We start from the raw sequence: 26,181 nt of genomic DNA, 5'->3' as shown, positions 1-26,181 counted from the left end.
GATGAAAAAAGCTCTCATTGCCTCGGCGGCACTCGCCGCGCTGTCTCCGCTCGGAGCAGCCGCAGCGGATCGCACGCTGACCATTTCCGTCTATGCCTTTGCGCAGGATGATTTCAAGACGCTGGTCTACGATCCCTTCGAAGCCAAATGCGGCTGCAAGCTGGTGGTCGAGACCGGCAACAGCGTCGAACGATTGGCCAAGATGGAGGCCAATAAGGCCAATCCCGTCGTCGATCTCGCCGCAGTTTCCATGGCCGATGCGCTGGCAGCCTCCCGTGCCGGCCTGATCGACAAGGTCGATACCGCGAAACTTTCCAATTTCGCCAAGCTCTACGACGTTGCCAAGGATCCGAACGGCGACGGCATGAGCGTCGGTTATACCTTCTACGCCACCTCGATCGCCTATCGCTCCGACAAGATGAAGATCGACTCCTGGGCCGATCTCCTGAAGCCGGAATATGTCGGCCACGTCGCCTTTCCGAACGTGACCACCAATCAGGGGCCGCCGGCCCTCTATATGCTCGGCCTGGCGCTCGGCAAGGACACGCCGGATCTGAAGGCACCGATCGAGGCGCTGGGCGAGAAGAAGGACGACATCGTCACCTTCTACGAGAAATCCTCGCAGCTCGTGCAGCTGATGCAGCAGGAGGAGATCTGGGCAGCGCCGATCGGCCGCTTCTCCTGGGCAGGCTTCACCAAGCTCGATGTCCCGGTCGCCTGGGCGACGCCGAAAGAGGGACAGACCGGCGGCATGAACGTCCTGGTGCTGACCAAGGGTTCGAAGAACCAGGATCTCGCCTTGCAGTTCATGGACTTCTGGCTTTCGACCGACATCCAGACCAAACTCGCCGAAAAGCTGGTCGACAGTCCCGCAAACAGCGAGGTCAAGCTGTCCGAAGCCGCTGCCAACAATCTTACCTATGGCGATAAAACCGCCGGGAGCCTCAAGCTGATCCCTTCGGCCGTCGCCCTCGACAACCGCGCCGGCTGGCTGAAGACCTGGAACGAAAAGGTCGGCCAGTAAGGCCTGCATGAGAACCGGTCCCGACACCTCTGCCGGGACCATCCTCTGTCCGCTCGAAAGGCGCCTCATGTTCCAGAACCGCGCAGAAGCCATGGCGCTGGCCCTGCCGGCAGCCGTCTTCGCGACCGTGGTCTTCCTGCTGCCCGTCGCGATCCTGCTGTCGGAGGGTTTCCGTGCCGGCGGCGGCTGGTCACTGTCGGCCTATGCCGGTTTCTTTTCCGAGACGCTCAACCGCACCGTTTTCCTGCGCAGCTTCCGGCTCGGCCTCGAAGTCACCGCCGTCTCGGCGGTCATCGGTTATGTCGCAGCCTTCGCCATCGTCAACCTGCCGCCTAATGGTAAGGGCCGCATGATCGGCCTCGTCACCCTGCCGCTGATGATCTCGCCGGTGGCGCGCACCTATGCCTGGATCGTCATTCTCGGTCGCACCGGCATCGTCAACCAGGCGATAACGGGCCTCGGCCTGAGCGCCGAGCCGCTGCGGCTGCTATTCACCGAGACCGCCGTCTTCATCGGCCTCCTGCAGCTTTTTCTGCCGCTGATGATCCTTTCCTTGATCAGTGCGCTCGAGAACATGCCGAAGGATGCGATTCCGGCTGCCCGCGTGCTCGGCGCCAACTGGTTCCAGGTCTTCTGGAAGGTCATCCTTCCCCTGACCAGGGAGGGCCTCGTCATCGGCGGCACGCTTGTCTTCACCGGATCGCTGACCGCCTATATCACCCCTGCCGTGCTCGGCGGCTCCAAGGTGCTGATGTTGGAAACGCTGCTGTATCAGCAGGTTTCGGTCGCCAATGATTTCGTCTCGGCAAGCGTCATCGCCTTCATTCTGATCATCATGAGCTTTGCCGCCAATATCCTGCTGAAACGGCTTGCGACGGCAAGGAGCCGCCGATGACCCTGCGCCTGTTTTCGCCTATCGTACTTTTCCTGCTGCTGGTCTTTCTGATCGGTCCCTTCCTGATCATCATCGCCGCTTCGCTGTCGGCAGGCGATACGCTGGCCTTCCCGCCGCAGGGACTATCGCTGCGCTGGGTGATGAAGGTCTTCACCGTCGAAAGTTTCCGCGACAGCTTCGCCATGTCGATGTTCCTTGCCGTCTTCGGAACGCTCACAGCCCTCATCCTCGGCATTCCGGCCGCCTACGCGCTGTCGCGCTACCGGCTGCCGGCGGCCGAGACCGTCCGCACCATCGTCTCGCTACCGATCATCGTGCCCGGCATCATCGTCGGCTTGGCGCTGCTGCGTTATCTCGTCGTGCCCTTCGGCTTCAACATCACGCTCGCGCTCTTCTTTGCCCATACCGCCCTGGTGCTGCCCTATGCCGTGCGCGTCGTCTCGGCGAGCCTCGACAATCTGCGCTCGGATATCGAGGAGGCCGCCGTGCTGCTCGGCTCCTCCAGGCTCGGCGCCTTCTTCCGCGTGGTCATGCCGAATATCCGCGGCGGCATTCTGGCAGCCTTCATCCTCGGCTTCGTCACCAGCTTCAACCAGGTGCCCGTCTCCCTCTTCCTTTCCGGTCCCGGTGTGCGGACGCTGCCGATCGACATGCTGGGCTACATGGAAACCACCTACGACCCGTCCATTGCGGCGCTCTCCGCCCTTCTCGCCTTTCTCTCGATCGGCATCGTCTTCCTCGCCGAACGTTTCCTGGGATTCTCGCGTTATGTCTGATGCCTATCTTCAACTCGACAAGCTGACGCTTGCCTATGCCGATACGGTCGCGGTCGGAAATCTCGACCTTACGATCGGCAAAGGCGAACTGGTGGCGCTGCTCGGCCCCTCCGGCTGCGGCAAGACGACGACGATGCGCGCCATCGCCGGCCTCCTGACGCCCGCCTCCGGCCGCATCAGCCTCGATGGCGCCGATATCACCCGCGTCTCCGCCAACAAGCGCGCCGTCGGCCTCGTCTTCCAGTCCTACGCCCTCTTCCCGCATCTGACGGTCTATGAGAACGTCGCCTTCGGTCTGCGCCTCAAAGGCATCTCGGGCGCAGATCTCGACGCCCGCGTCGGCGCCGGCCTCAAATCAGTCGGCCTATCGGCCTTCGCCGGCCGCAAGCCGGCCGAACTCTCTGGCGGCCAGCAGCAGCGCGTGGCGCTCGCCCGTTCGATGGTGATGGAGCCGAAAGTGCTGCTGCTCGACGAGCCGCTCTCCAATCTCGATGCCCGGCTTCGCCTCGAAATGCGCGCCGAATTGCAGCGGGTGCAGAAAGAGACCGGCGTCACCATGATCTTCGTTACTCACGATCAGGTCGAGGCTTTGGCGCTCGCCGATCGCATCGTCGTCATGCTGAACGGCGGCATCGAGCAGATCGGTACGCCCGAGGAGATCTACAACAAGCCCGCCTCCGCCTTCGTCGCCGATTTCGTCGGCTTCGAGAATGTCTTTGCGCTGAAAGACGATAAGCTTGCAACGCCGAACGGCCCGGTCGCGCTTTCCGCTGGGGTCCCGGACGCCGCGGCGGGCCTTGCCTGGCGTCCGCGCATGGTAAACCTTGGCTCCGGTCCATTCCTGGGCACCGTGCGCGGCACGTCTTTCGCCGGCAACACCCGCGAATATCTCCTTGATACGCCGCTTGGGCCCATCAAGGCCGAGATCGACGCAAGCCTGCCGACGCACGAAATCGGCAGCGCGCTCACCTTCGATCTGCCGGTTGCCGGCGCGGCCACCCTCAAACGGTTCGGGTAAAATCATGGGCGTCTGGATCGACACCGACATGGGCTTCGACGACATCGCCGCCATTCTGGTGGTGGCACAGTCGGAATTCGACATCGACGGCATATCGCTGGTCTTCGGCAATGCGCCGCTGCTCCAGGTGAGAAGGAACGCCGCCGGCGCCGCCACCGCCTTCTGCTGGAAGTTCCCCATCCACACCGGCCGCGCCATGCCGGTTCTCGGCAAGCTCGAAACCGCCCAGGCGATCCTCGGCGCAACCGGCATCCCGACGATCGGCAGGAGCCTGCCGGAGGCACCAGCCGTTGCCGAAAGCGATGCCTTCTCAGCGCTTTGCCGCTGGCTGGAACGTGACGGCCAGCACCGCATCCTGGCGCTCGGACCGCTCACCAATGTCGCCGCCGTGGCGCTCGCCCGCCCCGATCTCGCCGCCCGCATCAGCGACCTCGTCTGGATGGGCGGCGGCGTAACCTCAGGCAACCACACGGCGTCTGCCGAGTTCAACGCGCTCGCCGATCCTGAAGCCTTGTCGATCGTCATCGCCCATCGCTTGCCGCTTCGCATGGTCGATCTAGACCTCTGCCGCAAGGTGCTGGCACGGCCGGAGAATGCCGAGCCGGTGCGCAATGCCGGCGGCGCCAATGCCGCGCTGATCGCCGATCTGTTTTCCGGTTATATCCGCATCGCCACCAGCCGCGGCCGCCCTGCAATGGCGATCTACGACCCCTGCGCCGCGGTCGCCTTCGTCGCCCCCGATATCGTCAGCTTCCGCCCCGCGCGCATCGACGTCGAGCTGCAGGGCAGCCTGACGCGTGGCCGCACCGTCGTCGAGACCCGCGCCACGCATGCCAGCTTCAACGCAGAATTCGCCGCCGACATCGATGCCGACAGGGCGCTCGCGATCATTCTCGCCGCACTGGTCAACGAGGCCCGCAAATGAACGCCGCCCCTCGCCAGGAACCTGCCGATCTCAATGATCCCGCCTTGCGCGCCCGCGCCGTTTCGGCTGCGCGCGGCGATGCCCCTTTCGACGTGCTGATTACCGGCGGCCGGCTGCTCGATGCGGTGACGGGCCTGATCCGAGACGCCGATATCGGTCTCGTCGGTGCGCTGATCGCCAGCGTTCATGCTTCGGCAAGCCGCACGGATGCCGCCGAGATCATCGATGCGGCTGGGGGCATCCTGACACCCGGCTTGATCGACACACACATGCATGTCGAAAGCTCGATGGTGACACCGGCCGAATATGCGCGTGCCGTGCTGCCGCGCGGCGTCACCACCATCGTCTGGGATCCGCATGAATTCGGCAATGTCCATGGCCTCGACGGCGTGCACTGGGCTGTAGAGGCGGCGCGCTCACTGCCGCTACGCATGATCCTGCTCGCGCCCTCCTGCGTGCCGTCGGCACCCGGCCTGGAACTGGCCGGCGCCGATTTCGATGCCGCCGTCATCGCCGAAATGCTGCGCTCCTCCGCCGTCGGCGGCGTCGCCGAGGTCATGAACATGCGCGGCATCATCGACGGCGAGCCGCGCATGAGCGCCATCGTCAATGCCGGTCTTGCCGCCGGCAAACTCGTCTGCGGCCATGCCCGCGGCCTCGAGGGTGCCGATCTCAACGCCTTCATGGCTGCAGGCGTCACCTCCGACCATGAACTCACCTCCGGCGCCGATCTCGCCGCCAAGCTTGCCGCCGGCCTGACGATCGAGCTGCGCGGCTCGCATGACCATCTGCTCAAGGAATTCGTCGAGGTGCTGAACGGCCTCGGCCACCTGCCGCCGACAGTGACGCTCTGCACCGACGACGTCTTTCCCGATGAGCTCTACCAAAGCGGTGGCCTCGACGATGTCATCCGCCGTCTGGTGCGCTACGGCATGAAGCCGGAATGGGCGCTCCGGGCCGCGACCTTTAACGCCGCCGAGCGGCTGAAGCGCTCCGATCTCGGCCTTATCGCCGCCGGCCGCCGCGCCGACATCGTGCTCTTCGAGGACCTCGAGCAATTCCGGGCGCGGCTGGTCATCTCGGGTGGACGCATCGTCGCCGGTAACGGCAGCCTGCAGGTCGACGCCAAACAGCTCGATACGGCGCCGCTTGAAAATTCGGTGAAGCTTCCGCAATTCGCCGAGGATGATTTCCGTATCCCGTCGAGAGGCGAGCGCGTCCGCGTCGCCACCATCGACCGCCCGCGCTTCACGCAATGGGCCGAGGCGGAGACGCAGGTCAGAGGCGGGTTCGTCGTGCCGCCGGTCGGCAGCGCCATGATCGCCGTCGCCCATCGGCACGGCAAGGCCGACGGGACTCCGCGCATCGGCTTCCTCACCGGCTGGGGCGAATGGCGCGGCGCCTTCTGCACCACCGTCTCGCATGACAGCCACAACCTCACCGTCTTCGGCGGCAATGCGCGCGACATGGCGCTCGCCGCCAACGCCGTCATATCAGCCGGCGGCGGCATGGCGGTCGCCAAAGACGGAAAGATCGAGGCGATACTGCCGCTACCGCTCTCCGGCCTAGTGACCGGCGCCTCGCTGAAGGACACCGCTTCGGCCTTCGCCGGCATCCGCAAAGCCATGGAAAAAATCGTCGACTGGAAACCGCCCTACCGGGTCTTCAAGGCCTGCTTCGGCGCAACGCTTGCCTGCAATGCCGGCCCGCACCAGACGGACCGGGGGATTGCGGATGTGGTGACGGGCAAGGTGCTGGAAAGCCCGGTGTTGGAGGTTTTGTAAGTCTGGAAGCACAGACCACAAAGTGAGGGATTGCCGTGCAGCCCCCTCATCCGCCCTACGGGCACCTCCTCCCCGAGGGATAGAAGGGGGAATCGAGACGCTGCGACAATTCCCTTCTCCCCAGTGAGAAGGTGCCCGGCAGGGCGCATGAGGGGGCCGCAACCGCAGTTCTAGCTACGCCTTCAACTCCCGCTCCACCAACGCTACCCAATAAGCCACCCCATAACCAAGCGCGCCATCGTTGAAATCATAGGCGGTGTTGTGATGCAGCGCCCCGTCCACCGCCGGCCCGTTGCCGAGCCAGACGTAGCAGCCCGGCGCCTTCTGGGCGAAAAAGGCGAAGTCGTCGCCCGCCGTCGACGGCGGAAAGTTTGTCCGCACTTTTTCACCAAAGACGGTGCCGGCAGCAGTAAGCGCCCGGGCGGTCGCATCCGCGTCATTGATCACCGGCGGAATGCGCCGCTCGAAACGACAATCGGCCGATATGCGGTACATAGCAGCCGTTCCGCTAGCCAGCCGGCCGATCTCGGTCTCCAGCTGCTCCCGCACCTCGCGCGAATAGGCGCGTGCCGTGCCGCCGATCTCCACAATATCGGGAATGACATTTAAAGCCTTCGGATCGCCCGCCTGCAGGAAACAGGCGCTGACAACGGCCGGCTGCAGCGGATCGACCACCCGCCCGACGATCGTCTGCAGCGATGCCAGGAAGGTGGCGGCGGCGGTGATCGGATCGCGGCCGAGATGCGGCTTGGCGCCGTGCGTGCCGATGCCGCGAAAGGTAATGCGCCAGCTATCGGAAGAGGCGAGCTGCGGCCCCTCGACCACGGCAATCTCGCCGACCGACAGTCCTGGCATATTGTGCAGCCCGTAGACGGCGTCGCAGGGGAAAAGCTTGAACAGCCCCTCCTCCACCATGCGCTTCGCGCCGCCGCGGCCCTCTTCGGCCGGCTGGAAGATGAAATGCACCGTGCCGGAAAAACCTCGCGTCGCCGCAAGATATCGTGCGGCGCCGAGAAGCATCGTGGTATGACCGTCATGGCCGCAGGCATGCATTTTTCCGGGCACGGTCGATTTATAAGGGCGATCCGCCGTTTCAGGCATGGCGAGCGCATCCATATCGGCGCGCAGCCCGATCCTGCGCGTGCCATTGCCGACCTGGAGCGTGGCGACGACGCCGGTGCCGCCGAGGCCGAGATGCACCGTGATGCCGGCCTCCTCGAGAAGTCTCGCGACGATGTCGCTGGTGCGCTCCTCCTCGAAGCCGAGTTCGGGATGGGCATGCAGATCGTGGCGCAAAGAGGTGAGGAACGGCAGATCGTCCTTGATCCGGGCGGGGATGCTCATCGGGCAATGCTCCTGGGGCCGGGATATCCTGTCAAGCGAAACGGGCGCCCAACCGGCGCCCGCGTCAGATCATCCTTTGTTCATCAAACAGGCCGCAAGTTCAACCATCAAGTCTCTTCGACGAACACCTCTTCGCGCTTCTTCTTGACGCTCGGCAGGAAGACCACGATCAGCACGGCGACCGCGATCGCCAGCAGCGTGGCGCTGATCGGCCGCGTGACGAAGGTCATCGGATCGCCGCGCGACAGGATCATCGCCCGCCGCAGGTTCTCCTCAAGCAGCGGCCCGAGCACGAAACCGAGCAGCAGCGGCGCCGGCTCGCAGCGAAGCTTTGCCAGCACGTAGCCGATCAGCCCGAAGAAGGCGACGGCATAGAGGTCGTAGACATTGGCGTTGACGCTGTAGACCCCGATCGAGCAGAAGGCCATGATGACGGGGAAAAGCACGTAATAGGGCACGGTCAAGAGTTTCACCCAGAGCCCGATCAGCGGCAGGTTGAGGATGACCAGCATCAGGTTGCCGATCCACATCGAGGCGATGATGCCCCAGAACAGCGCCGGCTGCTCGGTGGCGACATTCGGTCCCGGGACGATCCCCTGAATGATCATCGCGCCGACCATCAGCGCCATGACGGGATTGGCCGGAATGCCGAGCGTCAGCAGCGGGATGAACGACGTCTGCGCCCCGGCATTGTTGGCCGATTCCGGCCCGGCCACACCGGCGACGGCGCCATTGCCAAATTCCTCGGGCGTCTTCGACAGGCGTTTCTCCACCGTATAGGAGGCGAAGGAAGCGAGGATCGCGCCGCCGCCGGGCAGAATGCCGAGCGCCGAACCGATCGCCGTGCCGCGAAAGACCGGCGCGATCATCTCCTTGAATTCCTGGCGCGACGGCAAGAGGCCGGAGACCTTGGCCATCAGCACCGTGCGTGTCGATTCACCCTCGAGGTTGCGGAGGATTTCCGCCACGCCGAAGACACCGACGGCGAGCGCCACAAAATTTAGCCCGTCGGCATATTCGCGGATGCCGAGCGTGAAGCGCGGCGTGCCGGTATAGATGTCGGTGCCGACCAGACCGAGCAGCAACCCGAGCGCCACCATCGCTAAGGCCTTGACGACGGAGCCGTGCGCAAGCGCGATCGACGAAACGAGGCCGACGATCATCAGCGAGAAATATTCCGCCGAGCCGAATTGCAGCGCAATCGCGGTGAGCGGCGGCGCGAAGATCGCAACGAGGAAGGTCGAGACCGTGCCGGCAAAGAACGAACCGAGTGCGGCGATCGCAAGCGCTGCCCCCGCCCTGCCCTTGCGGGCCATCTGGTAACCGTCGATCGCGGTGACGGCGGAGGAGGATTCGCCCGGCATGTTGATAAGGATCGCCGTCGTCGAACCGCCGTACTGGGCGCCGTAATAGATGCCGGCCAGCATGATCAGCGAGGAGACCGGCTCGAGCTGGAAGGTGATCGGCAAAAGCATGGCGATCGTCGCCGTGGCGCCGATACCGGGCAGCACCCCGATCAACGTGCCGAGCAGCACGCCGATCAGGCAGAAGAGCAGATTGTCCAGAGTGCCGGCTGTCTCAAAACCGAGCGCGAGATTGCTGAAAAGATCCATCATCGCCTCCTAGAACCGGACCCAGGGACCGAAGCGCTCGAATGGCAGGCCGAGCCCATAGCTGAAGACCGCAACCGAAAAGACAGTCAGCAGCAGCGAAAGGATGATCGCGAAGAACACGTTCATCTTTTGCGATGCGAAGCAGGCGATGAACGCGGTGAAAAACAGCGCCGGCGCAAATCCGAGCCCGCGCACCGTCAGCCCGAAGAAGACGGGCGCCGGCAGGATGAAGAACATGCCGCGCCAGGCAAAGAGACCGATCGGCTCTCCCTCGACGCGCAGCGCCTGAATGAAGATGATCGCGCCGAGAAGCACGAGCACGCAGGCCAGCACCAACGGAAAATAACCGGGTCCCATGCGCACCGCCGTGCCGAGGTCGAGCCCCAGCGACTGGATGGCGAAGAAAGCGCCGGTCGCGACGAAAAGTCCGCCGCAGATCGCATTGGTGGTATCGAAACTGATGGATTTCATGGTGTCTCCTGGAGTTGGAGATGGAGCGTCGTTGCTGCGGCGATTGCCCCTCATCCGCCTGCCGCCACCTTCTCCCTGCGGGGGAGAAGGGACATGCCGCCGGCCACTGTCTCTGCCGCGATCACTACGGCAGGTCCCCTCTCCCCGTTTACGGGGAGAGGGTTAGGGTGAGGGGCTATTCCTGGCGCATCCCTCACTAATCCGCATATTCCCCGGCAGCCTCGATCACCGGCTTCCAGCGGGCGATCTCACTTTCGAGCTTGGCCTTCAGCGCAGCCGGCGTCGCATCGGCGTCGGAGGATGGCGCCGTGCCGAGTTCGGCGAAGCGGGCACCGACATTCGGGTCCTTCAGAGCGACCTGCAGCGACTTCGACAGGCGTTCGTTGATTGCGGCCGGCGTGCCCTTCGGCGTGTAGATACCGTGCCAGATGCCGACTTCGAAACCCGGCAGGCCGGCTTCGACTGCCGTCGGAATGTCCTTCATCACGTCGAGGCGCTTCGGCGAGGTCACGGCATAGGCCTTGATCGTGCCGCCCTGGATCTGCTTGGTCGTGTTGGTCGTCTGGTCGCACATGACGTCGACCTGGCCGCCGAGCAGGTCGGTCATGGCAGGGCCGGTGCCCTTATAGGGAACGGTGGTGAGAGGCGTCTGGATGGCGCTCATGAACATCATGCCGCAGAGATGCGAGGCCGCACCGATGCCGGCATTGGCGACCGTCACCTTGTCCTTGTTGGCCTTGATATAGTCGATCAGGCCCTTGAGATCGGTCGGCTCGAAATCCTTGCGTGCGACGATCGTCATCGGCACCTCGGTGACGAGGCCGACATAATCGAAGGCGCCGAGCGTGTCATAGGCGAGCTTGCGGTAGAGCGTGGCGCTGGTCGCCATGCCGATATGGTGCAGCAGGATCGTGTAGCCGTCGGGATCGGCGCTGGCCACGCGGCCGGCGCCGAGCGTGCCGCCGGCGCCGCCGACATTTTCGACGACGATCTGCTGACCGAGATCCTTCGACATGGATTCGGCGACGAGGCGCGCGACGGTGTCGGTCGGGCCGCCGGCCGCAAAGGGCACGACCATGGTGATGGTCCGTTCGGGATAGGTCTGCGCCGAAGCGGCGCCGGCGAGAAGAGAGACTGCGGCAGCCGCGGTCAGGCCGAGCATGGCCTTCAGAATTTTCATCGTTTCCTCCCTGATGAAACAAGCAAGCCCGCCGACACATCCTCCGCGCCGGGCATGACCTATTTGCCGCCGGGAAAAACCGGCCCGCAATCAGTGCAGCCACTTTCGACAGACGATTTTGCGACAGTGCGATGCAGCATGGGTCGATTTGGAAACAAACGGCTTATACGATGGGTGGATTTCCACCCATGACGAACACAGTCGACCGCCGAGAATTAGTCTTCGGTGGTCAGCATCCGCTTGTCGAGGCCGTATTTCTGCATTTTTTCGTAGAGGGTCTTCCGGGAAATGCCGAGCGTCTCATAGACGGGCTTTAGGCTGCCGCCATGTGCCACCAGCGCGCTGGCAATGACACCCCGCTCGAATTCGGCGACGCGCTCGGCAAGCCCGGTCGCCTCCCCGGCCTGGGGCCCTCCATCGTCGAGACCGAGAACCAGACGGTCGGCAGCATTCCTCAGTTCACGCACATTGCCCGGCCAGTCGCGTTGGGCGATGTCGGAGATCACCTCGGGCGGCACGGCCACCTCGTCGCGGCCGTAGCGGGCGGCGGCTTCCCGCACCAGTTGCAGAAAGAGCAGCGGAACGTCCGCCCGGCGCTGCGACAGCGACGGCACATGCAGCGTCGCAACGTTCAGCCGGTAGAACAGGTCGGCGCGGAAGCGTCCCGCTGCCACCTCCGCCTCGAGATCCACCTTGCTCGTCGCGATAAAGCGCACATCAAGCGCCACCGTCTCATTCGATCCCAGCCGGGAAATCATCCGCTCCTGCAGCACGCGCAGGAACTTTGCCTGCAGGTCGAAGGGCATGGAGCCGATTTCGTCAAGCAGAATGGTGCCGCCGCGCCCATGCTCGAACTTTCCGTAACGCGGCCTCACGGCGCCGGGAAAGGCGCCAACCTCATGGCCGAAGAGCTCGCTTTCGATCAGGTTTGCCGGCAGCGCGGCGCAATTGATCGCGATGAACGGCCGGCTCGCCCGGGCGCTGATATCATGCAGCGCCCGCGCCACCACCTCCTTGCCGGCGCCGGTTTCCCCGACAACAAGCGTATCGGCATCGCTCGCCCCGATCGCCCGGAGACGGTAACGCAGATCCACCATCACCTGCGTGCGCCCCGGCAGCCGCGCCTCGATATCATCGCGCTTGCCGGCGACCGCTTTCAGCAGCCGGTTTTCCAGCACGAGGCCGCGCCGCTCCATCGCCCGGCGGATGACGCCGGCAAGCATCTCCGGCGTGAACGGCTTTTCGATGAAATCATAGGCGCCTTCACGCATCGCCTTTACCGCAAGCTGAACGTCGCCATGGCCGGTAACGAGAATGACCGGCACCTCCGGGTCGAGCTCGCGGATCTTCTGCATCAGCGTCATGCCGTCCATGCCGGGCATGCGGATATCGCTGACGACGACGCCTGGAAAACTGTAGCCGATCAATTCCAGCACATGATCGCCGTTCGAAAAGGTGTCAACGCTGAAGCCGGACAGCTCCAGCGCCTGCGCCGTCGAGCGGCGCAACTCCTCCTCGTCGTCGACCAGCAGGATCTTCGCGTCGTTCATTCCGCAGCCTCCGGCATCAGCCCTGCCGCCGATTGCAGCTCGATACGGAACACAGCGCCCCCTTCCCGATGATTGGCCGCGGAAAGGCTGCCGCCGAAATCCTTGATGATATTGTAGGAGATCGACAGCCCGAGACCGAGCCCCTTGCCGACGCCCTTGGTCGTGAAAAAGGGATCGAAGATACGCTCGGCAATCGCCGCCGGCACGCCCGGCCCATGGTCGCGCACCGTCAGCACCACCTTGCCAGCCTCCTCGAAGGCCGAAACCTCGATACGTCTGTCGTCCAGCCCTTCCACCGCATCGGCCGCATTGGAAATCACATTCACCAGCACTTGCTGCAGACGCACCGAACCGGCACGCACCACCGGCGGTCGGGTCCCCAGATCAAGCCGGAGCTCGGCATCGGCCGCCTTCAGCCGCCAGGCGATGATCTCGAGCGTGTCATGCATCGCCTCGTCGAGAGGAACCGAGCTGAGTTTCTCGTTCGGTTTGCGGGCGAAGTTGCGCAGATGCCGGCTGATCGCCGCCATGCGGTCGATCAGCCCGCCGATCCGCCTTATATTGTCCCGCGCTTCCTCCGTCCGGCCGCGATCGATGAGAACGGAGGCGCTGTCCGTATAGGTCTTGGCGGCGGCGAGCGGCTGGTTGAATTCGTGCGACAGCGCAGCCGACATTTGCCCCAGCCCGGCAAGCTTACCGGCCTGGATGAGATCGGCCTGCGTCTGGCGGAGCTGCTGCTCGGTCAGACGCCGCTCCGATATCTCCTCCTCGATGCGGCTGTTGACGCGGGCAAGATCGGCCGTGCGCTCCTCGACGCGCCGCTCCAGCTCATTGCGAGCCTCTGTTTGCAGCTGCATGCGCTCGGCAAGCCGCGCCCGCCGCTGGCGCAGAACCGCGACCGCCAGCCCGGCAATGCAGAGGATGAGAAAGACGGCCGCAAGCGCCGTGCGCGCCTGGGCGCGAATGGAACTCGTTTCCATCAGCACATTTACCGTCCAGTCCTCGGCCGGCATGTAATGCGAGAGCACCAGATATTCGCTGGAGCCGCGCTCGCCGGCGAGCGTCATCAGCTCATGCGGCTCAAAGCGCTGGCGCGTCACCGGCAACTCGGTCAGCCTGGCATTGGCATAACGCCGCGAGCCTTCCGTCCGAGCGATGCGGTCGGTCGTCAGCGGCAGGATCGCGCCGTAGAGCCATTCCGGGCTGCCGGACATGAAGATGATACCCTCCGGATCCGAAACGAAGATCTTGTATTCGCCGCCGCCCCAGGAGGATTCGATCATGTCGATGTCGACCTTGAAGACGATGACGCCACGAATATCCGCCTCGACCCTGATCGGCGCCGAGAAATAATAACCGCGCTTCAGCGAAGTGGTGCCGAGTGCATAGAACCGCGCCTGCCGGCCTTCGATCGCGTCTTGAAAATAAGGCCGGTAGCTGAAATTCTGCCCGACGAAGCTTCCCGGGCCATCGTAATTGCTGGCTGCGATTGTCTCTCCGTCAGGCTTGACCACATAAATGTCGGAGGATTTCAGCAGCCCGTTGATCTCCTTGAGATAGAGATTGGCCGCATCGCGCAGTGCCGCATTTTCAGGGGCGCTCACCAGTTCCTTGATGTCGTCGTGATCGGCGATCAGCGCCGGCAGCGCCTCGTAGCGGTTGAGGTGACCGCTGAGCGCCGAGACGGCAAGGCGCAGCGCCGTTCCCGCCTGCGCCGAGGCCTCTCCCATATAGGCGCGCGTCGCAATCGCGCTTCCATAGGTGAAGAAGGCGAAGATGATTAGCGGCACCACCAGTAAGGCCGCTATCGCACGATATCTCGAAGACAGATCCGGCTCCTCCCCTTTCCGCCTCCCCTCCCCAGCGAGGCATACCCGACGGCTCAAGTTTAATGACGCCGACAGGGATTTCCAAGGGCCTGCCGAAACTTGACACCCGGAGACGCGAATGCCCTATTGCCGTATCGCAAGGAACCCCATCATGAGCGACGACAAGACGCCTGCCGACAGCAAGCTCACCAGCTCCAAGCGTCGCTGGGCGGCAGAGGGCAAGTTCCTGACCGGCCGCATCAGCCGCCCTGAATCCGAGCGCCTGCCGCCCGGCCAGCATCTCGTCAAAAACTGGCCGGTGCTCGACCTCGGCCAGCAGCCCGTCATCTCTACCGATACCTGGCGTCTCGAAGTGCGCGGCCTCGTGGAAGCGCCGCTGACCCTTACCTGGGCCGACTTCCAGGCGATCGAGCAAAGCACCAAGGTCAGCGATATCCACTGCGTCACCACCTGGTCGCGCTACGATAACAAATGGCAGGGTGTTTCCACGCGCGACCTGCTCGATCTCGCCATGCCGAAGCCGGAAGCCGGTTACGTCATGCTGACGAGTTATGACGGCTATACCACCAACCTGCCGCTGGCGGATTTCGCCGCCGAGGATGCGATTCTTGTGACATCATGGGAAGGCCTGCCGCTGACGCCGGACCACGGCGGCCCGATGCGCCTCGTCGTGCCGCATCTTTATTTCTGGAAAAGCGCCAAATGGCTGCGCCGCATCGAACTGATGCCGAAGGACGAAGCCGGCTTCTGGGAAAAGAACGGCTACCATATGTATGGCGATCCGTGGCGCGAGCAGCGCTATTCCGACGATTGAGCCTTCGGCCGCAGAAAGCGGCCAAGCGCAAACACCGCAAGGGCGAACAGAGCGGCGAGCCCCGTCAGCGACGCCATGCTGGCTAGATGAAACGGCACTTTGCTCCAGCTTGGTTTGACGACATCGGCGGTGTTGAACGCCTCGCCGCTGAACCGGCAGGTGATGAGCGCCAGGCTGCGCCGCACCATATCGGCATCGACCGCGGAAATGATGTCACCAGCCGCAACGGCCTCCCGCGGTATCTCACGCATCGAAAGCAATACCGCCTTGGTCGCCGCCAGATAGGCATGGGCGCATTCGTTGAACGGGCTCCCCTCGTCACCAACGCTGCCCGGCATCCGTCCCCAGAGACAATAGGAATACTGGATTTGGGCATAGTTCAGAACCCGCCGGAATGGCTCGTTCGTATCGACGGCTTGGGACGCCAGGCCGATAATTCGGTCGCGATAGTCCGAAATCACCGCCATCTCGCCATGCGAAATTGCCGGGATATCGAGGCCCGCATGGCTGCCGCCGGCGCTGCGGCTATGAGCAAGGGCGTTTTCAGCAATGACTAGAAGCAAGCATGCGCTGAGACCGAGAAAAGCAAGCCATCGATAGAGATAGCGTGCCATCCCTCCAGCTTGCCTCATTCCTGTCCTCGGACTCCTGACGGACGAGAGAGGAACACGGCGTTGCCACATACCCCTTCTCCCCAGCGGGGAGAAGATGCCGGCAGGCAGATGAGGGGGGGAGCAGCAAAGCTGCGAATGCACTGAGCACAAGCGAAGGGCAACATAGAGGGCGTGCCGTGTGGCCCCCTCATCCGACCCTTCGGGCCACCTTCTCCCCGCTGGGGAGAAGGGGTAGCAAGCCGCAACCTCGATACGCCCAATCACCGAAACGCCAGCCGCTGCCCGCCCTTCGCTGCAAGCCGCTTTTCCGCCAACACCCCGAAGGCAAGGCCAAGTGTTGCCCAGAGGATCGCATGCATGGCGAGCGTTGTCGTCCGGAAACGCCAGAGCACCATGGCCGAGAAGTTCTCCGGCACCTCGTTGATCGGCGGCAGCAGATAGAGCACGAGGCCGATGAAGACGAAATAGGCGATACCGGCAATGATCGCGCCGTTCCAGTGGCCGAAACGTTCGGAAAGACGGCGCGACAGCACCACCGCGGCAATCAGCGCGGCGAGCGAAACGACGATCATCAGGAAGAACAGCTCGGTCCTGACGCCGATCGTATCGGCATTGCCGACGGCCGGCGGGTTGGCCGGATATTTGATAGCGGGAACGAGCACGATCGCCACGAAGGCGAAAATGGCGATGACCGCCGAGGTGCCGCGCGCCGAAAGGCTGCTGATGCGGCCATGCACAAAAGCGAAGGCGAGCGCGAAAAGCCCGCCGACGGCGATGCTGTAGGCCACGACGCCGATAAAGAGCCCGGGCCCCGCCTGAGTGGCGCGGCTGACGATTTCAGGTTCGGCAGCTTCGCCGGCCGCCTGGGCGCTCGCCTCCTCGAAGGCGATCGCCGCATCGACCAGCGGCTCGCCGAAGGCATGGGCGAAAGCGAAAACGAGGATACCGGCGAGCAGCCCCGCGAGCATGCCGCGAAGGAGAAGGTTTCCAACCATGTCGATATCTCCCTAGTGGCAGGGAAAGCCGAGGAGATGGCGGGCGTCATGCACGAATTCGTGCACATACATGCCGTTGAACAGCGCCATCGCGCCTTCCTCGGTGCCGACGAAATAAATAGCGATGAGCATCAGCAGGCCGCCGAAGATCGCCCAGGGCAGGATCTCTCCTACCGGGATCGGTGCCGGTGCCGCGACCGGCGCGAAAGTGGTGTCAGACATGTATTCCTCCGGAATGACGCGTTCAGTCGAAAGAGTGCTTGTGCGGTAAGGTCTGACTTCCAGCGCGAAGAAGCTTCGACACGCTGGTCACAGTGGCGCGACCGCGCCGGATTTCCACCGGCTTCCAAACCCGCAACAGGCCGGTTATACCTGCACGCCGAAGAGCCTGTCAACGAAACTTCATGAAGGGGCGAAGGGCTATTCCCATCGCTATCCGGAGATCGGAACGACCGTGAACACGCGCCTTACCTGGATCTGCCACGGCGCGACGGCGGCAAGCCGCAAGGGCCTGTTCCCGCTCGACGAACCGCTGGAGGACAAGGCCGCGGAAGAAGCGGCCGGGATGGCCGCCCTGCCTCGCGCCGACCGTATTGCCACCAGCCCGGCCTTGCGCGCCCGCCAGACTGCCGACGCGCTCGGCCTCCAAGCCCGGATAGACCCTGTCCTTGGCGACTGCGATCATGGCCGCTGGGCCGGCAAGTCGATCGCGGCGATCGAGGCCGAAGAACCGGAGGGCCTCATGGCCTGGATGAGCGATCCGGAAGCGGTCCCGCACGGGGGCGAGAGCCTTGTTGATCTTGCCATACGCGTCGCCGGCTGGATGGACAATGAATCCGCCCTCGGCGGCCATGTGATCGCCATCAGCCACGCCGCCGTCATCCGGGCAGCGGTTGCGCATGTGCTTCGGGCCCCGCCGTCCTCTTTCTGGCTCGTCGACATCGAGCCGCTTGGTATCGTTCGCATGACCAGCAACGGACGGCGCTGGTCTCTGCGTTTTCACCATTAAAGCGCGTCGCGATCTTTCAGATTCGCTCCTTCGCTTTATCGCTTTGTTCTTGCGCATGCCGTTGCCGCAAAACCGCTCCACACTTTTGCGCGACATGCTTTAGCGATCCCTCATCTTATCCAGCCTTACACAAGCAAATCGCGTCATCTCTATTGAACCCGGTTTCGCCGGGGCTACTTCCTTATCCCAAGGAGATGGAAGACATGACATATGATTGGAGTGGGGAGCGTACGCGGCGCCTGCGCTTGATGCGTTTCGCCACAATCACGGTTCTGGTCGGTCTCATCGTCAGCGTGCCGCTGCTGATCGTCACCGCCTGAAGCACGAGAAAGGGCGAGCATGCGACAGCACGCTCGCCTTCGTGCTCTTCCTCCCCCCGCGTCACGAGAGGCGCATTCGTCTCTCGACGGTGCAGCAACAGGCTGCCGTCTCTAATAATTCGCCTTCTGGTTTCAACGAACATTTCAGACTTTCATGATAGTTCGGCACAGGGTGGAGATGGAGAAGGCCATATGCCGGTGTTTTTCCAGAGCAGGGCCGGAAGGCAATGCATGTCGATCGTCGGGCTTGGGATAACTCTCTGGCTCCTCGGCGTGCTTTTGCAACTCGACGACAGCCTTGTCTCCTTCATGACCGGTTTCGGCGAATATGGCGCCGACAAACTCGTTCTGGCGCTCGGCATCGCCGGCGCCATGAGCTTCATCTATTCGGTGCTGCGTATCGCCGACCTGCGCAAGGAAACGGAACTGCGCGCCGCCGCCCAGGCGAAGGCCGATTGGACCGCAACCCACGACCATCTGACCAAGCTGCCGAACCGCTACGCCTTCGAGCGCAAGATCCTCTCACGCCGGTGAAGGACGACGAGGACCAGATCGAGGAGTGGGACCGCAACGTCACGCTCTTCTCCGTCGATCTCGACGGCTTCAAGAAAGTCAACGATCTCGTCGGCCACAAGGGCGGCGACATTCTGCTGATCGAGGTTGCCAGACGAATCTGCGCGCTCGGCAACGCCGATTGCGTCTACCGCTTCGGCGGCGACGAATTCATCATCGTTGCCTTTGCCCTGACCGCACAGCGCGAGGAGCGTTTTGCCAGACTGCTGATCCAGGCTGTCACCCGGCCGATCCATATCGACGGCTTTGCCGTCGAAGTCGGCGCCAGCGTCGGCTACGACCGCTGGACCGAGGGAGCCGAACCGCTGGAAGATGCCGCCCATCGTGCCGACCTCGCCATGTACGAGGCAAAATCACGCGGCCCTAACCATTATTTCGCTTTCGAACCGGCCATGCAGGACAAGGTCACGGAACGCGCCGCGCTGGAAACCAGGCTGCGCGCCGCAATCGCCAACAAGGCGATCAAACCCTTCTATCAGCCGCTGATCGACCTGAAGACCGGTCAGCTCTGCGGCTTCGAGGCCCTGGCGCGCTGGATCGGCGAAGACGGCGTCAAATTTCCACCGCCTGTTTTCATCGATATCGCCGAGGAAAATGGGATGATCACCGCATTGTTCGAGGATCTGCTCGCCCAGGCCTGCAGCGACGCACTCACCTGGCCGGACCATGTGATGCTATCCTTCAACGTCTCGCCGGTGCAGATGGAAGACAGGCTACTGACGTCACGTATTCTCAAGGTCCTTGCGGCAAGCCGGCTGCCGCCGCAGCGCCTGGAGGTGGAGATCACCGAGAACGCGCTGATCCAGGATCCCGCCGTCGCCGCCGTCATCCTCGACGAGCTGCACGCGGCCGGCATCCAGATCGCGCTCGACGATTTCGGCACGGGCTATTCGAGTCTGGCCCAGCTCGCCCGTTATCGTTTCGACAAGATCAAGATCGACAAAAGCTTCATCGCCACCTATCGCGGCGACGAACGCCAGGAAAAGATCGTCCGCGCCATGCTCGGACTCGGCCGGAGCCTCAACATCAAGACGACCGCCGAAGGCGTCGAGGAGCACGGCCAGTTCGCCTTCCTGCTGCAGCTCGGCTGCGACATCGGCCAGGGCTATCTTTTCGGCAAGGCGATGCCCGCCGCCGAGGCGGGCATCTTCATCCGCGATCGTAATGCCAGTCTGGCCTCAACGGCCTGACGCCATGCCCCGGCGTCACCGAGAAAGAGCACGAATGCAATCGAAGCCGCCAGCGCCAATCGCACGCTTCCAGCCCGGCACATCTATAAAATCTGTACTCGAGCCCCGCCGGGGATGACGATAGGCTGCGCATCGACAAAACGCATGAAGGGTGGGGACACACCTTTCCGTCCGCTGCCCCGACGCTAAGTTCGGCCATCGTGACGACTGCGCGGAGTCTCTGTAGACATGTCATCGACCGACCTGCTCCTGACCTTCAATGCCGGCTCCTCCACGATCAAGATCGGCATCTTTGCCATGGATGGCGACAAGGCGCGGCGCCTCGGCAAAGGCGTGATCGATTTCCGCGCCGAACCGCTCTCGCTCGGCCTTGTCAAGGGATCGCTGACATTCGACGTGCCGTTGAGAGCCGAGGTAACGGAAGACCTGCACGACATCATCGATGAGACCTTCGCGCTTCTTGCCGATCATTTCGACATTGCCGCCACCCGCGCCGCCGGCCACCGCGTCGTCCATGGCGGCGACCGTTTCACCAGGGCGATCGCCCTCGACGACGCCGCAATCGATGCTGTCGATGCACTGACACCGCTGGCACCCCTGCATCAACCGCAGGCGCTGCGCTTCATCCGTGCGCTCAGGCATCTGAAACCGCATCTTGCCCAGACGGCCTCCTTCGACACCGCCTTCCATGCCACGCAGGACGATCTCGTTCGCCGCTTCGCCATCCCCCGTGCGCTGCACGACGAAGGCATCAAGCGTTACGGCTTCCATGGCCTGTCCTATAAATTCATCGCCGGCGAACTAACCCGCAAGGCGCCGGGCGCGGCGAAGGCGGTGGTCGCCCATCTCGGCAGCGGCGCCAGCCTCTGTGCGCTGGATCAGGGCGTCGGCCGCGATTGCAGCACGGGCTTTTCCACGCTCGACGGCATCCCGATGGCGACGCGCCCGGGCGCACTCGATCCCGGCGTCATTCTGCATCTGGCCGGTCAACGAAACCAATCCTTCGAAGAAATCGAAGACCTGCTCTATCACCGCTCCGGCCTGCTCGGCATCTCAGGCATCAGCGCCGATACCCGCGATCTGTTGAGGGACAGTCGGCCGGAGGCGCGCCAGGCTATCGACCTCTTCACGCTGCGCATCGCCGGCGAAATCGGCCGCATGGCTGCGACGCTCGGCGGCCTTGACGCCGTCGTCTTCACCGCCGGCATCGGCGAACATCAGCCGGAGATCCGCGCCGGCGTGGCCAAGCGGCTCTCCTGGCTCGGCCTTTCGATCGACGAACAGGCCAATAGCGCCAATGCGCTCACAATCAGCACTGGAGAAAGCCGCATCGCCGCCCATGTCATCGCCACCGACGAGGAGCAGGTCATCGCCGATGAGGCGCTGTCCATACTCGGCACTGGCTGATCCAGATCAACGGCAGGCCTCGCGCCGGCCGGTAGAATTGACGTTGAACAGGTTTTCGAACGGGAGAAACCCATGGAAAAGCATGTCTCGACCGCCGCTTTGACCGACGCCGAACTCACCCTGATCGACCGCTACTGGCGGGCCGCCAACTATCTCTCGGTCGGCCAGATCTACCTGCTCGCCAATCCGCTGCTGCGCGAGCTGCTGAAACCCGAACACATCAAGCCCCGCCTGCTCGGCCATTGGGGCACGACACCCGGCCTCAACTTCATCTATGCGCATCTGAACCGGCTGATCCGCGCCCGCGGTCTCGACGTCATCTATATATGCGGCCCCGGCCACGGTGGACCGGGCATGGTTGCCAATACCTATCTCGAAGGCAGCTATAGCGAGATCTATCCCGACATTTCCGAGGATGCCGAAGGCATGCGCAAGCTCTTCCGGCAATTCTCCTTCCCCGGCGGCATCCCCAGCCATGCGGCGCCGGAAACACCCGGTTCCATCCATGAGGGCGGCGAACTCGGCTACGCCCTCGTCCATGCCTATGGCGCCGCCTTCGACAATCCCGATTTGATCGTCGCCTGCGTCGTCGGTGACGGCGAGGCCGAAACCGGGCCGCTTGCCGCGAGCTGGCATTCCAACAAATTCCTCAATCCCGCCCGCGACGGCGCCGTGCTGCCGATCCTGCACCTGAACGGCTACAAGATCGCCAATCCGACCATTCTCGGCCGGACCGGTGACGATGATCTCCGCCGTCTCTTCGAGGGCTACGGCTACGAACCCTTCTTCGTCGAAGGCCATGAGCCGAGCGACATGCATCAGCAGATGGCTGCGACACTGGACCAGATCTTCGACCGCATCCGCGACATTCAGCGCCAGGCCCGTGACGGCAAAGCTGCGGACGGCTGCCCACGCTGGCCGATGATCGTGCTGCGCAGCCCCAAGGGCTGGACGGGTCCGAAGGAGGTTGACGGCAAGAAGGTGGAAGGCTTCTGGCGCGCCCATCAGGTGCCGGTTTCCAACTGCCGCGAGAGTGAGAGCCATCGCAAGATTCTCGAGGACTGGATGCGCGGTTATCACCCGGAAGACCTGTTCGACGCCGACGGCCGGCTGAAACCCGAGCTGCGGGCACTCGCCCCTGCCGGCAAACGCCGCATGGGCGCTAATCCGCATACCAATGGCGGCTTGCTGCGCAAGGAATTGGTCGTTCCCGATATCCGGGACTACGCCGTCGATATCGGCAAGCGCGGCGGCGCCATGGTGCAATCGACGGAGATCCTCGGCCACTATCTGCGCGACACGATGAAGCGCAACGCGGCGGCAGCGAATTTCCGGATCTTCGGCCCCGACGAAACGGAATCGAACCGCCTCGGCAGCGTCTTCGAGGTCACTGACCGCGTCTGGATGGAGGATATCGAGCCGTACGATGTCCACCTCTCACGGGACGGGCGCGTCATGGAGGTTCTGAGCGAACACCTCTGCCAGGGCTGGCTGGAAGGTTATCTCTTGACCGGCCGCCACGGCCTCTTCTCCTGCTACGAGGCCTTCATCCACATCATCGATTCCATGTTCAACCAGCACGCCAAATGGCTGAAGGTGACGAGCGAACTTGCATGGCGAAAGCCGATCTCATCGCTCAATTACCTGCTGACCTCGCATGTCTGGCGCCAGGACCATAACGGCTTCAGCCACCAGGATCCCGGTTTCGTCGATCTCGTTGCCAACAAGAAGGCCGACATCGTCCGCATCTACCTGCCGCCGGATGCCAACACCCTGCTCTGGGTCGGTGACCATTGCCTGCGCACCTATGACCGCATCAACGTGATCGTCGCCGGTAAACAACCGGAGCCGCAATGGCTTTCGATGGACGAAGCGGTGAAACATTGCGAGGCCGGCATCGGCATCTGGCGCTGGGCAAGCAACGAGGAAGACGCCGTCGCGCCCGACCTCGTGATGGCCTGCGCCGGCGACGTGCCGACGATGGAGACGCTTGCCGCCGTCGCCCTCTTGCGCAAGGCCATTCCCGAGCTGAAGATCCGCACCGTTAATGTCGTCGACCTGCTGGCGCTGCAATCCAGCGACCAGCATCCGCATGGCCTTTCCGACGAGGCGTTCGACGCGATCTTCACCTCAGATAAGCCGGTGATTTTCGCCTATCATGGCTATCCCTACCTCATCCACCGCCTGACCTATAAGCGCACCAACCACGAAAACATCCACGTCCGTGGCTTCATCGAAGAGGGCACGACGACGACACCCTTCGACATGACCGTCCTCAACGAACTCGACCGCTACCACCTCGCGATCGAAGCGATCGAGCGTGTACCGGGTCTCAAGGAAAAAGCGGGGGAAGCCCTCGCCGCCTTCCGCCGCAAGCTTTCGGAACACCACGACTATGTGCGCGAACATGGCGAGGACATGCCGGAGGTGCGGGACTGGGCATGGCCGGCAACGTGAGACATCGGTGATTAACGCCTGCGAATGCGCCGTCACCGGATGCCAAAACCTTATGCGCGGTCGAGTCGGGCCTTTTCCGTCATGCGCCAGACTCGTGGCGTTTCGCCGGCATATTTCAGGAAGAAGCGCGAGAAATAGGCGGGGTCGGCGAAGCCGAGGCGGAATCCGATTTCCTGAACGCTGCCCAGCGTAAAAACAAGCTGACGTTTCGCCTCCTCAACGAGTTTGGCGGCGATCAACTCGTGCGGCGTGCTGCCGGTCATCGACCGGACGATCCGGGTGAGATGCGTCGGCGAAACCCCGAGCTCCCTGGCATAGAAGGATGCGGGCTTGTGGGATCGAAAATGCTGCTGAATGAGCTCGCCCAGCATGTCCATCCGTCGCTCGTTTTCGTTTGACGCAAGCTCCTGCGAATTCCCCTCATGAGAAATCCGTGCCGTCAGCCGCAGCGCCAAGGCGACGTAGGCTGCCAAGACCTCGTTGCGGCCACTGCGGCGGTTTTCGAATTCGTCGCCCAGCCGTCGCAACGTCTGCATGACATGGGCAGCCTCGGCATCATCAGGATTGAGCCGCGTCAACTGCGGCGTCGCCAGCCATTCGCCGAGATGGCTCCGCTCGCCGGGTGGATGGCTGAGATGGGACCGCAATATGGTGATGACAAGACCGTCGACATCGCGCGAAAAACGAAAGCCGTGATTGAGCCCCGGGGGAACCGTAATGACCGCCGGCGGCCGGATGGCATGGCTGCTCTCACCGAAGATTGCATCGCCCGAACCGGCTTCGATGTACAATATCTGAAAGAAGCTTTCGTGGCGGTGCAGCCGGATCTCCCATTGATGCAGACTGCTGCGGGAGCGAATTGTTTCGCAATGCAACCAAAATTCCGGCGATCGTCCGACGTTTTCGCCGTAGAGCTCGTAGGTCGGTATATGCCTGCTCATCGGCTCCCTCCCGCGCTGATGTTCGATTAGTGCAATTTTTAGGCTGGAATGTCCATTGTAGCGATCCGGTCGGCGCGGCAGAATCTGACAAAACGCAAGAAACGTGACGGAGGAAGCATTTGCGAACCCAGGTCGCCATCATCGGTTCGGGACCATCCGGCTTGCTTCTCGGTCAACTTCTGACCGAAGCCGGCATCGACAATGTCATGCTCGATCGCGTCAGCAAGGATTATATCCTCGGCCGGGTGCGCGCCGGCGTTTTGGAGGAAGGCACAGTCGGGCTGCTGGATCAGGCAAAAGCCGGAGCGAGGCTGCATGCCGAAGGTCTGCCGCATGACGGCTTCTCACTCGCTTTCGACGGACGCGACCATCGCATCGACCTGCACGACTTGACCGGCGGCCGACGCGTCACCGTTTACGGCCAGACCGAGGTGACGCGCGATCTGATGGAGCGGCGGCAAGCAAGCGGCGCCCTGTCGATCTACGATGCCGCCGATGTCGCGCCGCATGATTTCGACGGTCGCGCTCCCTTCGTTACTTACACAAAGGACGGCGCTGCCAGGCGCATCGATTGCGATTTCATCGCCGGCTGCGACGGCTTTCACGGCGCCAGCCGCAAGGCCGTTCCCGAGCGGGCGATCCGAATTTTCGAGAAGGTCTACCCCTTCGGCTGGCTGGGCCTGCTTGCCGATGTGGCGCCCGTCAGCCACGAGTTGATTTACGCCAACCATCCAAGAGGCTTTGCGCTCTGCTCGATGCGTTCGGCGACGCGCAGCCGCTACTACATCCAGTGCGCTCTCGACGAAAAGATCGAGGATTGGAGCGACGATCGCTTCTGGGACGAACTCAGACGGCGTCTGCCGGCGCATCACGCCGAAGCGTTGAAAACCGCGCCGTCCTTCGAGAAATCGATCGCGCCGTTACGCTCCTTCGTCGCCGAGCCGATGCGTTTCGGCCGTCTCTTCCTCGTCGGCGACGCCGCCCATATCGTGCCGCCGACCGGCGCCAAGGGGCTGAACCTGGCGGCCAGCGACGTCCACTACCTTTTCTCCGGGCTGATCGAACATTACCGCGAAGGCTCGGATCGTGGCATCGATGCCTATTCTCAGGCCGCGCTCGCCCGCGTGTGGAAAGCCGTTCGGTTTTCCTGGTGGATGACGACGATGATGCATCGTTTTCCCGACACCGGCGATTTCGACCAGAAGATCCAGGAGGCCGAACTCGACTATCTCACCCATTCCCGCGCCGCCTCGACGGCCCTTGCCGAAAATTATGTGGGGCTGCCATTCTGAAGGATTGCGGATGAAGGATGCGCGCATCCGCAGTGAACACCGGATGTTCGGGAGGCAGAACCATAACCAATAAATCATGTGTTTGGGGATTTATTTCATTTTACATCACCATTTCGCATGACAAGCTAGCCTGAAAGTCAATACGGCGCCGGAGTACGCC

At 63.1% G+C, this 26,181-nt stretch carries 21 protein-coding genes, 1 pseudogene and 1 riboswitch; of the genes and pseudogenes, 12 read left to right on the top strand and 10 right to left on the bottom strand.

What is annotated here, in order from left to right; translation table 11 throughout:
• Position 1: 1 nt before the first annotated feature.
• From ATY75_RS12230 to ATY75_RS12205, 6 genes are all read left to right on the top strand, one after another.
• A complete protein-coding gene (locus ATY75_RS12230) occupies positions 2-1,024 on the top strand; it encodes an ABC transporter substrate-binding protein (RefSeq protein ID WP_088937734.1) in 1,023 nt (340 codons plus the stop codon).
• Between the two features lie 67 nt (positions 1,025-1,091).
• On the top strand, positions 1,092-1,919 hold the full coding sequence (locus ATY75_RS12225) for an ABC transporter permease (RefSeq protein WP_088937765.1): 828 nt from the start codon (positions 1,092-1,094) through the stop codon (positions 1,917-1,919).
• The gene (locus tag ATY75_RS12220) at positions 1,916-2,695 is read left to right on the top strand and encodes an ABC transporter permease (RefSeq protein ID WP_088937733.1); all 780 of its coding nucleotides are present in this window, start codon (positions 1,916-1,918) and stop codon (positions 2,693-2,695) included. The genes ATY75_RS12225 and ATY75_RS12220 overlap by 4 nt, the downstream gene beginning before the upstream one ends.
• Positions 2,688-3,713 (top strand): ABC transporter ATP-binding protein, encoded by a 1,026-nt coding sequence (locus ATY75_RS12215; protein ID WP_088937732.1) that lies wholly within the window; start codon positions 2,688-2,690, stop codon positions 3,711-3,713. Before ATY75_RS12220 ends, ATY75_RS12215 begins: the two co-directional genes overlap by 8 nt.
• A gap of 4 nt (positions 3,714-3,717) precedes the next feature.
• Positions 3,718-4,638 (top strand): nucleoside hydrolase, encoded by a 921-nt coding sequence (locus tag ATY75_RS12210; RefSeq protein WP_088937731.1) that lies wholly within the window; start codon positions 3,718-3,720, stop codon positions 4,636-4,638.
• Positions 4,635-6,422, top strand: a complete 1,788-nt coding sequence (locus tag ATY75_RS12205) for an adenine deaminase (protein ID WP_088937730.1) — start codon at positions 4,635-4,637, stop codon at positions 6,420-6,422. The genes ATY75_RS12210 and ATY75_RS12205 overlap by 4 nt, the downstream gene beginning before the upstream one ends.
• A 174-nt stretch (positions 6,423-6,596) precedes the next feature.
• On the opposite strand, the gene ATY75_RS12200 is transcribed toward ATY75_RS12205, so the two are convergent.
• From ATY75_RS12200 to ATY75_RS12175, 6 genes are all read right to left on the bottom strand, one after another.
• Positions 6,597-7,766 (bottom strand): M20 aminoacylase family protein, encoded by a 1,170-nt coding sequence (locus tag ATY75_RS12200; RefSeq protein ID WP_088937729.1) that lies wholly within the window; start codon positions 7,764-7,766, stop codon positions 6,597-6,599.
• Positions 7,767-7,873: 107 nt separating this feature from the next.
• Positions 7,874-9,379: a tripartite tricarboxylate transporter permease gene (locus tag ATY75_RS12195; protein ID WP_088937728.1), complete on the bottom strand. Its 1,506-nt coding sequence runs from the start codon at positions 9,377-9,379 to the stop codon at positions 7,874-7,876.
• A gap of 9 nt (positions 9,380-9,388) precedes the next feature.
• Entirely contained in the window at positions 9,389-9,850 is a 462-nt protein-coding gene (locus ATY75_RS12190; RefSeq protein WP_088937727.1) for a tripartite tricarboxylate transporter TctB family protein, read from the bottom strand.
• A gap of 196 nt (positions 9,851-10,046) precedes the next feature.
• The gene (locus tag ATY75_RS12185; protein WP_088937726.1) at positions 10,047-11,030 is read right to left on the bottom strand and encodes a tripartite tricarboxylate transporter substrate-binding protein; all 984 of its coding nucleotides are present in this window, start codon (positions 11,028-11,030) and stop codon (positions 10,047-10,049) included.
• Between the two features lie 215 nt (positions 11,031-11,245).
• Positions 11,246-12,580, bottom strand: coding sequence for a sigma-54 dependent transcriptional regulator (locus ATY75_RS12180; protein WP_088937725.1), 1,335 nt, complete (start codon positions 12,578-12,580; stop codon positions 11,246-11,248).
• Positions 12,577-14,373: a sensor histidine kinase gene (locus tag ATY75_RS12175; protein WP_348627399.1), complete on the bottom strand. Its 1,797-nt coding sequence runs from the start codon at positions 14,371-14,373 to the stop codon at positions 12,577-12,579. Before ATY75_RS12175 ends, ATY75_RS12180 begins: the two co-directional genes overlap by 4 nt.
• 187 nt (positions 14,374-14,560) lie before the next feature.
• Between ATY75_RS12175 and ATY75_RS12170 the strand changes: the two genes are divergently transcribed.
• Complete coding sequence (locus ATY75_RS12170; RefSeq protein WP_088937763.1) at positions 14,561-15,223, top strand: sulfite oxidase-like oxidoreductase; 663 nt, start codon at positions 14,561-14,563, stop codon at positions 15,221-15,223.
• Here the strand turns inward: ATY75_RS12170 and ATY75_RS12165 are convergent.
• The 3 genes from ATY75_RS12165 to ATY75_RS12155 all read right to left on the bottom strand — a co-directional run bounded on the left by ATY75_RS12165 (position 15,208) and on the right by ATY75_RS12155 (position 17,054).
• Positions 15,208-15,837, bottom strand: a complete 630-nt coding sequence (locus tag ATY75_RS12165) for a hypothetical protein (RefSeq protein WP_088937724.1) — start codon at positions 15,835-15,837, stop codon at positions 15,208-15,210. The two genes, ATY75_RS12170 and ATY75_RS12165, sit on opposite strands and share 16 nt — an antisense overlap.
• Positions 15,838-16,097: 260 nt before the next feature.
• A complete protein-coding gene (locus tag ATY75_RS12160; RefSeq protein ID WP_088937723.1) occupies positions 16,098-16,832 on the bottom strand; it encodes a CbtA family protein in 735 nt (244 codons plus the stop codon).
• A 12-nt stretch (positions 16,833-16,844) separates the two neighbouring features.
• A complete protein-coding gene (locus tag ATY75_RS12155) occupies positions 16,845-17,054 on the bottom strand; it encodes a CbtB-domain containing protein (RefSeq protein ID WP_088937722.1) in 210 nt (69 codons plus the stop codon).
• Between the two features lie 50 nt (positions 17,055-17,104).
• Positions 17,105-17,180: riboswitch (cobalamin riboswitch) on the bottom strand.
• Positions 17,181-17,286: 106 nt separating this feature from the next.
• Between ATY75_RS12155 and ATY75_RS12150 the strand changes: the two genes are divergently transcribed.
• The 4 genes and pseudogenes from ATY75_RS12150 to ATY75_RS12135 all read left to right on the top strand — a co-directional run bounded on the left by ATY75_RS12150 (position 17,287) and on the right by ATY75_RS12135 (position 23,788).
• Positions 17,287-17,841, top strand: a complete 555-nt coding sequence (locus ATY75_RS12150; protein WP_088937721.1) for a histidine phosphatase family protein — start codon at positions 17,287-17,289, stop codon at positions 17,839-17,841.
• Between the two features lie 512 nt (positions 17,842-18,353).
• A pseudogene (locus ATY75_RS12145) lies at positions 18,354-19,924 on the top strand (bifunctional diguanylate cyclase/phosphodiesterase).
• Positions 19,925-20,152: 228 nt separating this feature from the next.
• A complete protein-coding gene (locus ATY75_RS12140) occupies positions 20,153-21,331 on the top strand; it encodes an acetate/propionate family kinase (RefSeq protein ID WP_088937720.1) in 1,179 nt (392 codons plus the stop codon).
• Between the two features lie 72 nt (positions 21,332-21,403).
• A complete protein-coding gene (locus tag ATY75_RS12135) occupies positions 21,404-23,788 on the top strand; it encodes a phosphoketolase family protein (RefSeq protein WP_088937719.1) in 2,385 nt (794 codons plus the stop codon).
• 50 nt (positions 23,789-23,838) lie between these two features.
• On the opposite strand, the gene ATY75_RS12130 is transcribed toward ATY75_RS12135, so the two are convergent.
• Complete coding sequence (locus tag ATY75_RS12130; protein ID WP_088937718.1) at positions 23,839-24,729, bottom strand: helix-turn-helix domain-containing protein; 891 nt, start codon at positions 24,727-24,729, stop codon at positions 23,839-23,841.
• A gap of 119 nt (positions 24,730-24,848) precedes the next feature.
• Here ATY75_RS12130 and pobA point away from each other — a divergent pair, with 119 nt between their 5' ends.
• On the top strand, positions 24,849-26,021 hold the full coding sequence (pobA, locus tag ATY75_RS12125) for a 4-hydroxybenzoate 3-monooxygenase (RefSeq protein WP_088937717.1): 1,173 nt from the start codon (positions 24,849-24,851) through the stop codon (positions 26,019-26,021).
• Positions 26,022-26,181 lie beyond the last annotated feature (160 nt).

This window comes from Rhizobium sp. N122 (assembly GCF_002211295.1).
Taxonomy (GTDB): Bacteria; Pseudomonadota; Alphaproteobacteria; order Rhizobiales; family Rhizobiaceae; genus Rhizobium.
Note: the sequence above shows the minus strand (reverse complement) of the source record. Positions and strands in the feature narration are given on the sequence as shown.

What these genes read in the sequence shown, in the direction of transcription:
- ATY75_RS12205 (WP_088937730.1), top strand. Translation starts at nt 4,635, where the DNA reads ATGAACGCCGCCCCTCGCCAGGAACCTGCCGATCTCAATGATCCCGCC.
- ATY75_RS12135 (WP_088937719.1), top strand. Translation starts at nt 21,404, where the DNA reads ATGGAAAAGCATGTCTCGACCGCCGCTTTGACCGACGCCGAACTCACC.
- ATY75_RS12155 (WP_088937722.1), bottom strand. Translation starts at nt 17,054, where the DNA reads ATGTCTGACACCACTTTCGCGCCGGTCGCGGCACCGGCACCGATCCCG.
- ATY75_RS12190 (WP_088937727.1), bottom strand. Translation starts at nt 9,850, where the DNA reads ATGAAATCCATCAGTTTCGATACCACCAATGCGATCTGCGGCGGACTT.
- ATY75_RS12180 (WP_088937725.1), bottom strand. Translation starts at nt 12,580, where the DNA reads ATGAACGACGCGAAGATCCTGCTGGTCGACGACGAGGAGGAGTTGCGC.
- ATY75_RS12130 (WP_088937718.1), bottom strand. Translation starts at nt 24,729, where the DNA reads ATGAGCAGGCATATACCGACCTACGAGCTCTACGGCGAAAACGTCGGA.
- ATY75_RS12185 (WP_088937726.1), bottom strand. Translation starts at nt 11,030, where the DNA reads ATGAAAATTCTGAAGGCCATGCTCGGCCTGACCGCGGCTGCCGCAGTC.
- ATY75_RS12165 (WP_088937724.1), bottom strand. Translation starts at nt 15,837, where the DNA reads ATGGCACGCTATCTCTATCGATGGCTTGCTTTTCTCGGTCTCAGCGCA.
- ATY75_RS12225 (WP_088937765.1), top strand. Translation starts at nt 1,092, where the DNA reads ATGTTCCAGAACCGCGCAGAAGCCATGGCGCTGGCCCTGCCGGCAGCC.
- ATY75_RS12160 (WP_088937723.1), bottom strand. Translation starts at nt 16,832, where the DNA reads ATGGTTGGAAACCTTCTCCTTCGCGGCATGCTCGCGGGGCTGCTCGCC.
- ATY75_RS12210 (WP_088937731.1), top strand. Translation starts at nt 3,718, where the DNA reads ATGGGCGTCTGGATCGACACCGACATGGGCTTCGACGACATCGCCGCC.
- ATY75_RS12215 (WP_088937732.1), top strand. Translation starts at nt 2,688, where the DNA reads ATGTCTGATGCCTATCTTCAACTCGACAAGCTGACGCTTGCCTATGCC.
- ATY75_RS12195 (WP_088937728.1), bottom strand. Translation starts at nt 9,379, where the DNA reads ATGGATCTTTTCAGCAATCTCGCGCTCGGTTTTGAGACAGCCGGCACT.
- ATY75_RS12200 (WP_088937729.1), bottom strand. Translation starts at nt 7,766, where the DNA reads ATGAGCATCCCCGCCCGGATCAAGGACGATCTGCCGTTCCTCACCTCT.
- ATY75_RS12140 (WP_088937720.1), top strand. Translation starts at nt 20,153, where the DNA reads ATGTCATCGACCGACCTGCTCCTGACCTTCAATGCCGGCTCCTCCACG.
- ATY75_RS12170 (WP_088937763.1), top strand. Translation starts at nt 14,561, where the DNA reads ATGAGCGACGACAAGACGCCTGCCGACAGCAAGCTCACCAGCTCCAAG.
- ATY75_RS12220 (WP_088937733.1), top strand. Translation starts at nt 1,916, where the DNA reads ATGACCCTGCGCCTGTTTTCGCCTATCGTACTTTTCCTGCTGCTGGTC.
- ATY75_RS12230 (WP_088937734.1), top strand. Translation starts at nt 2, where the DNA reads ATGAAAAAAGCTCTCATTGCCTCGGCGGCACTCGCCGCGCTGTCTCCG.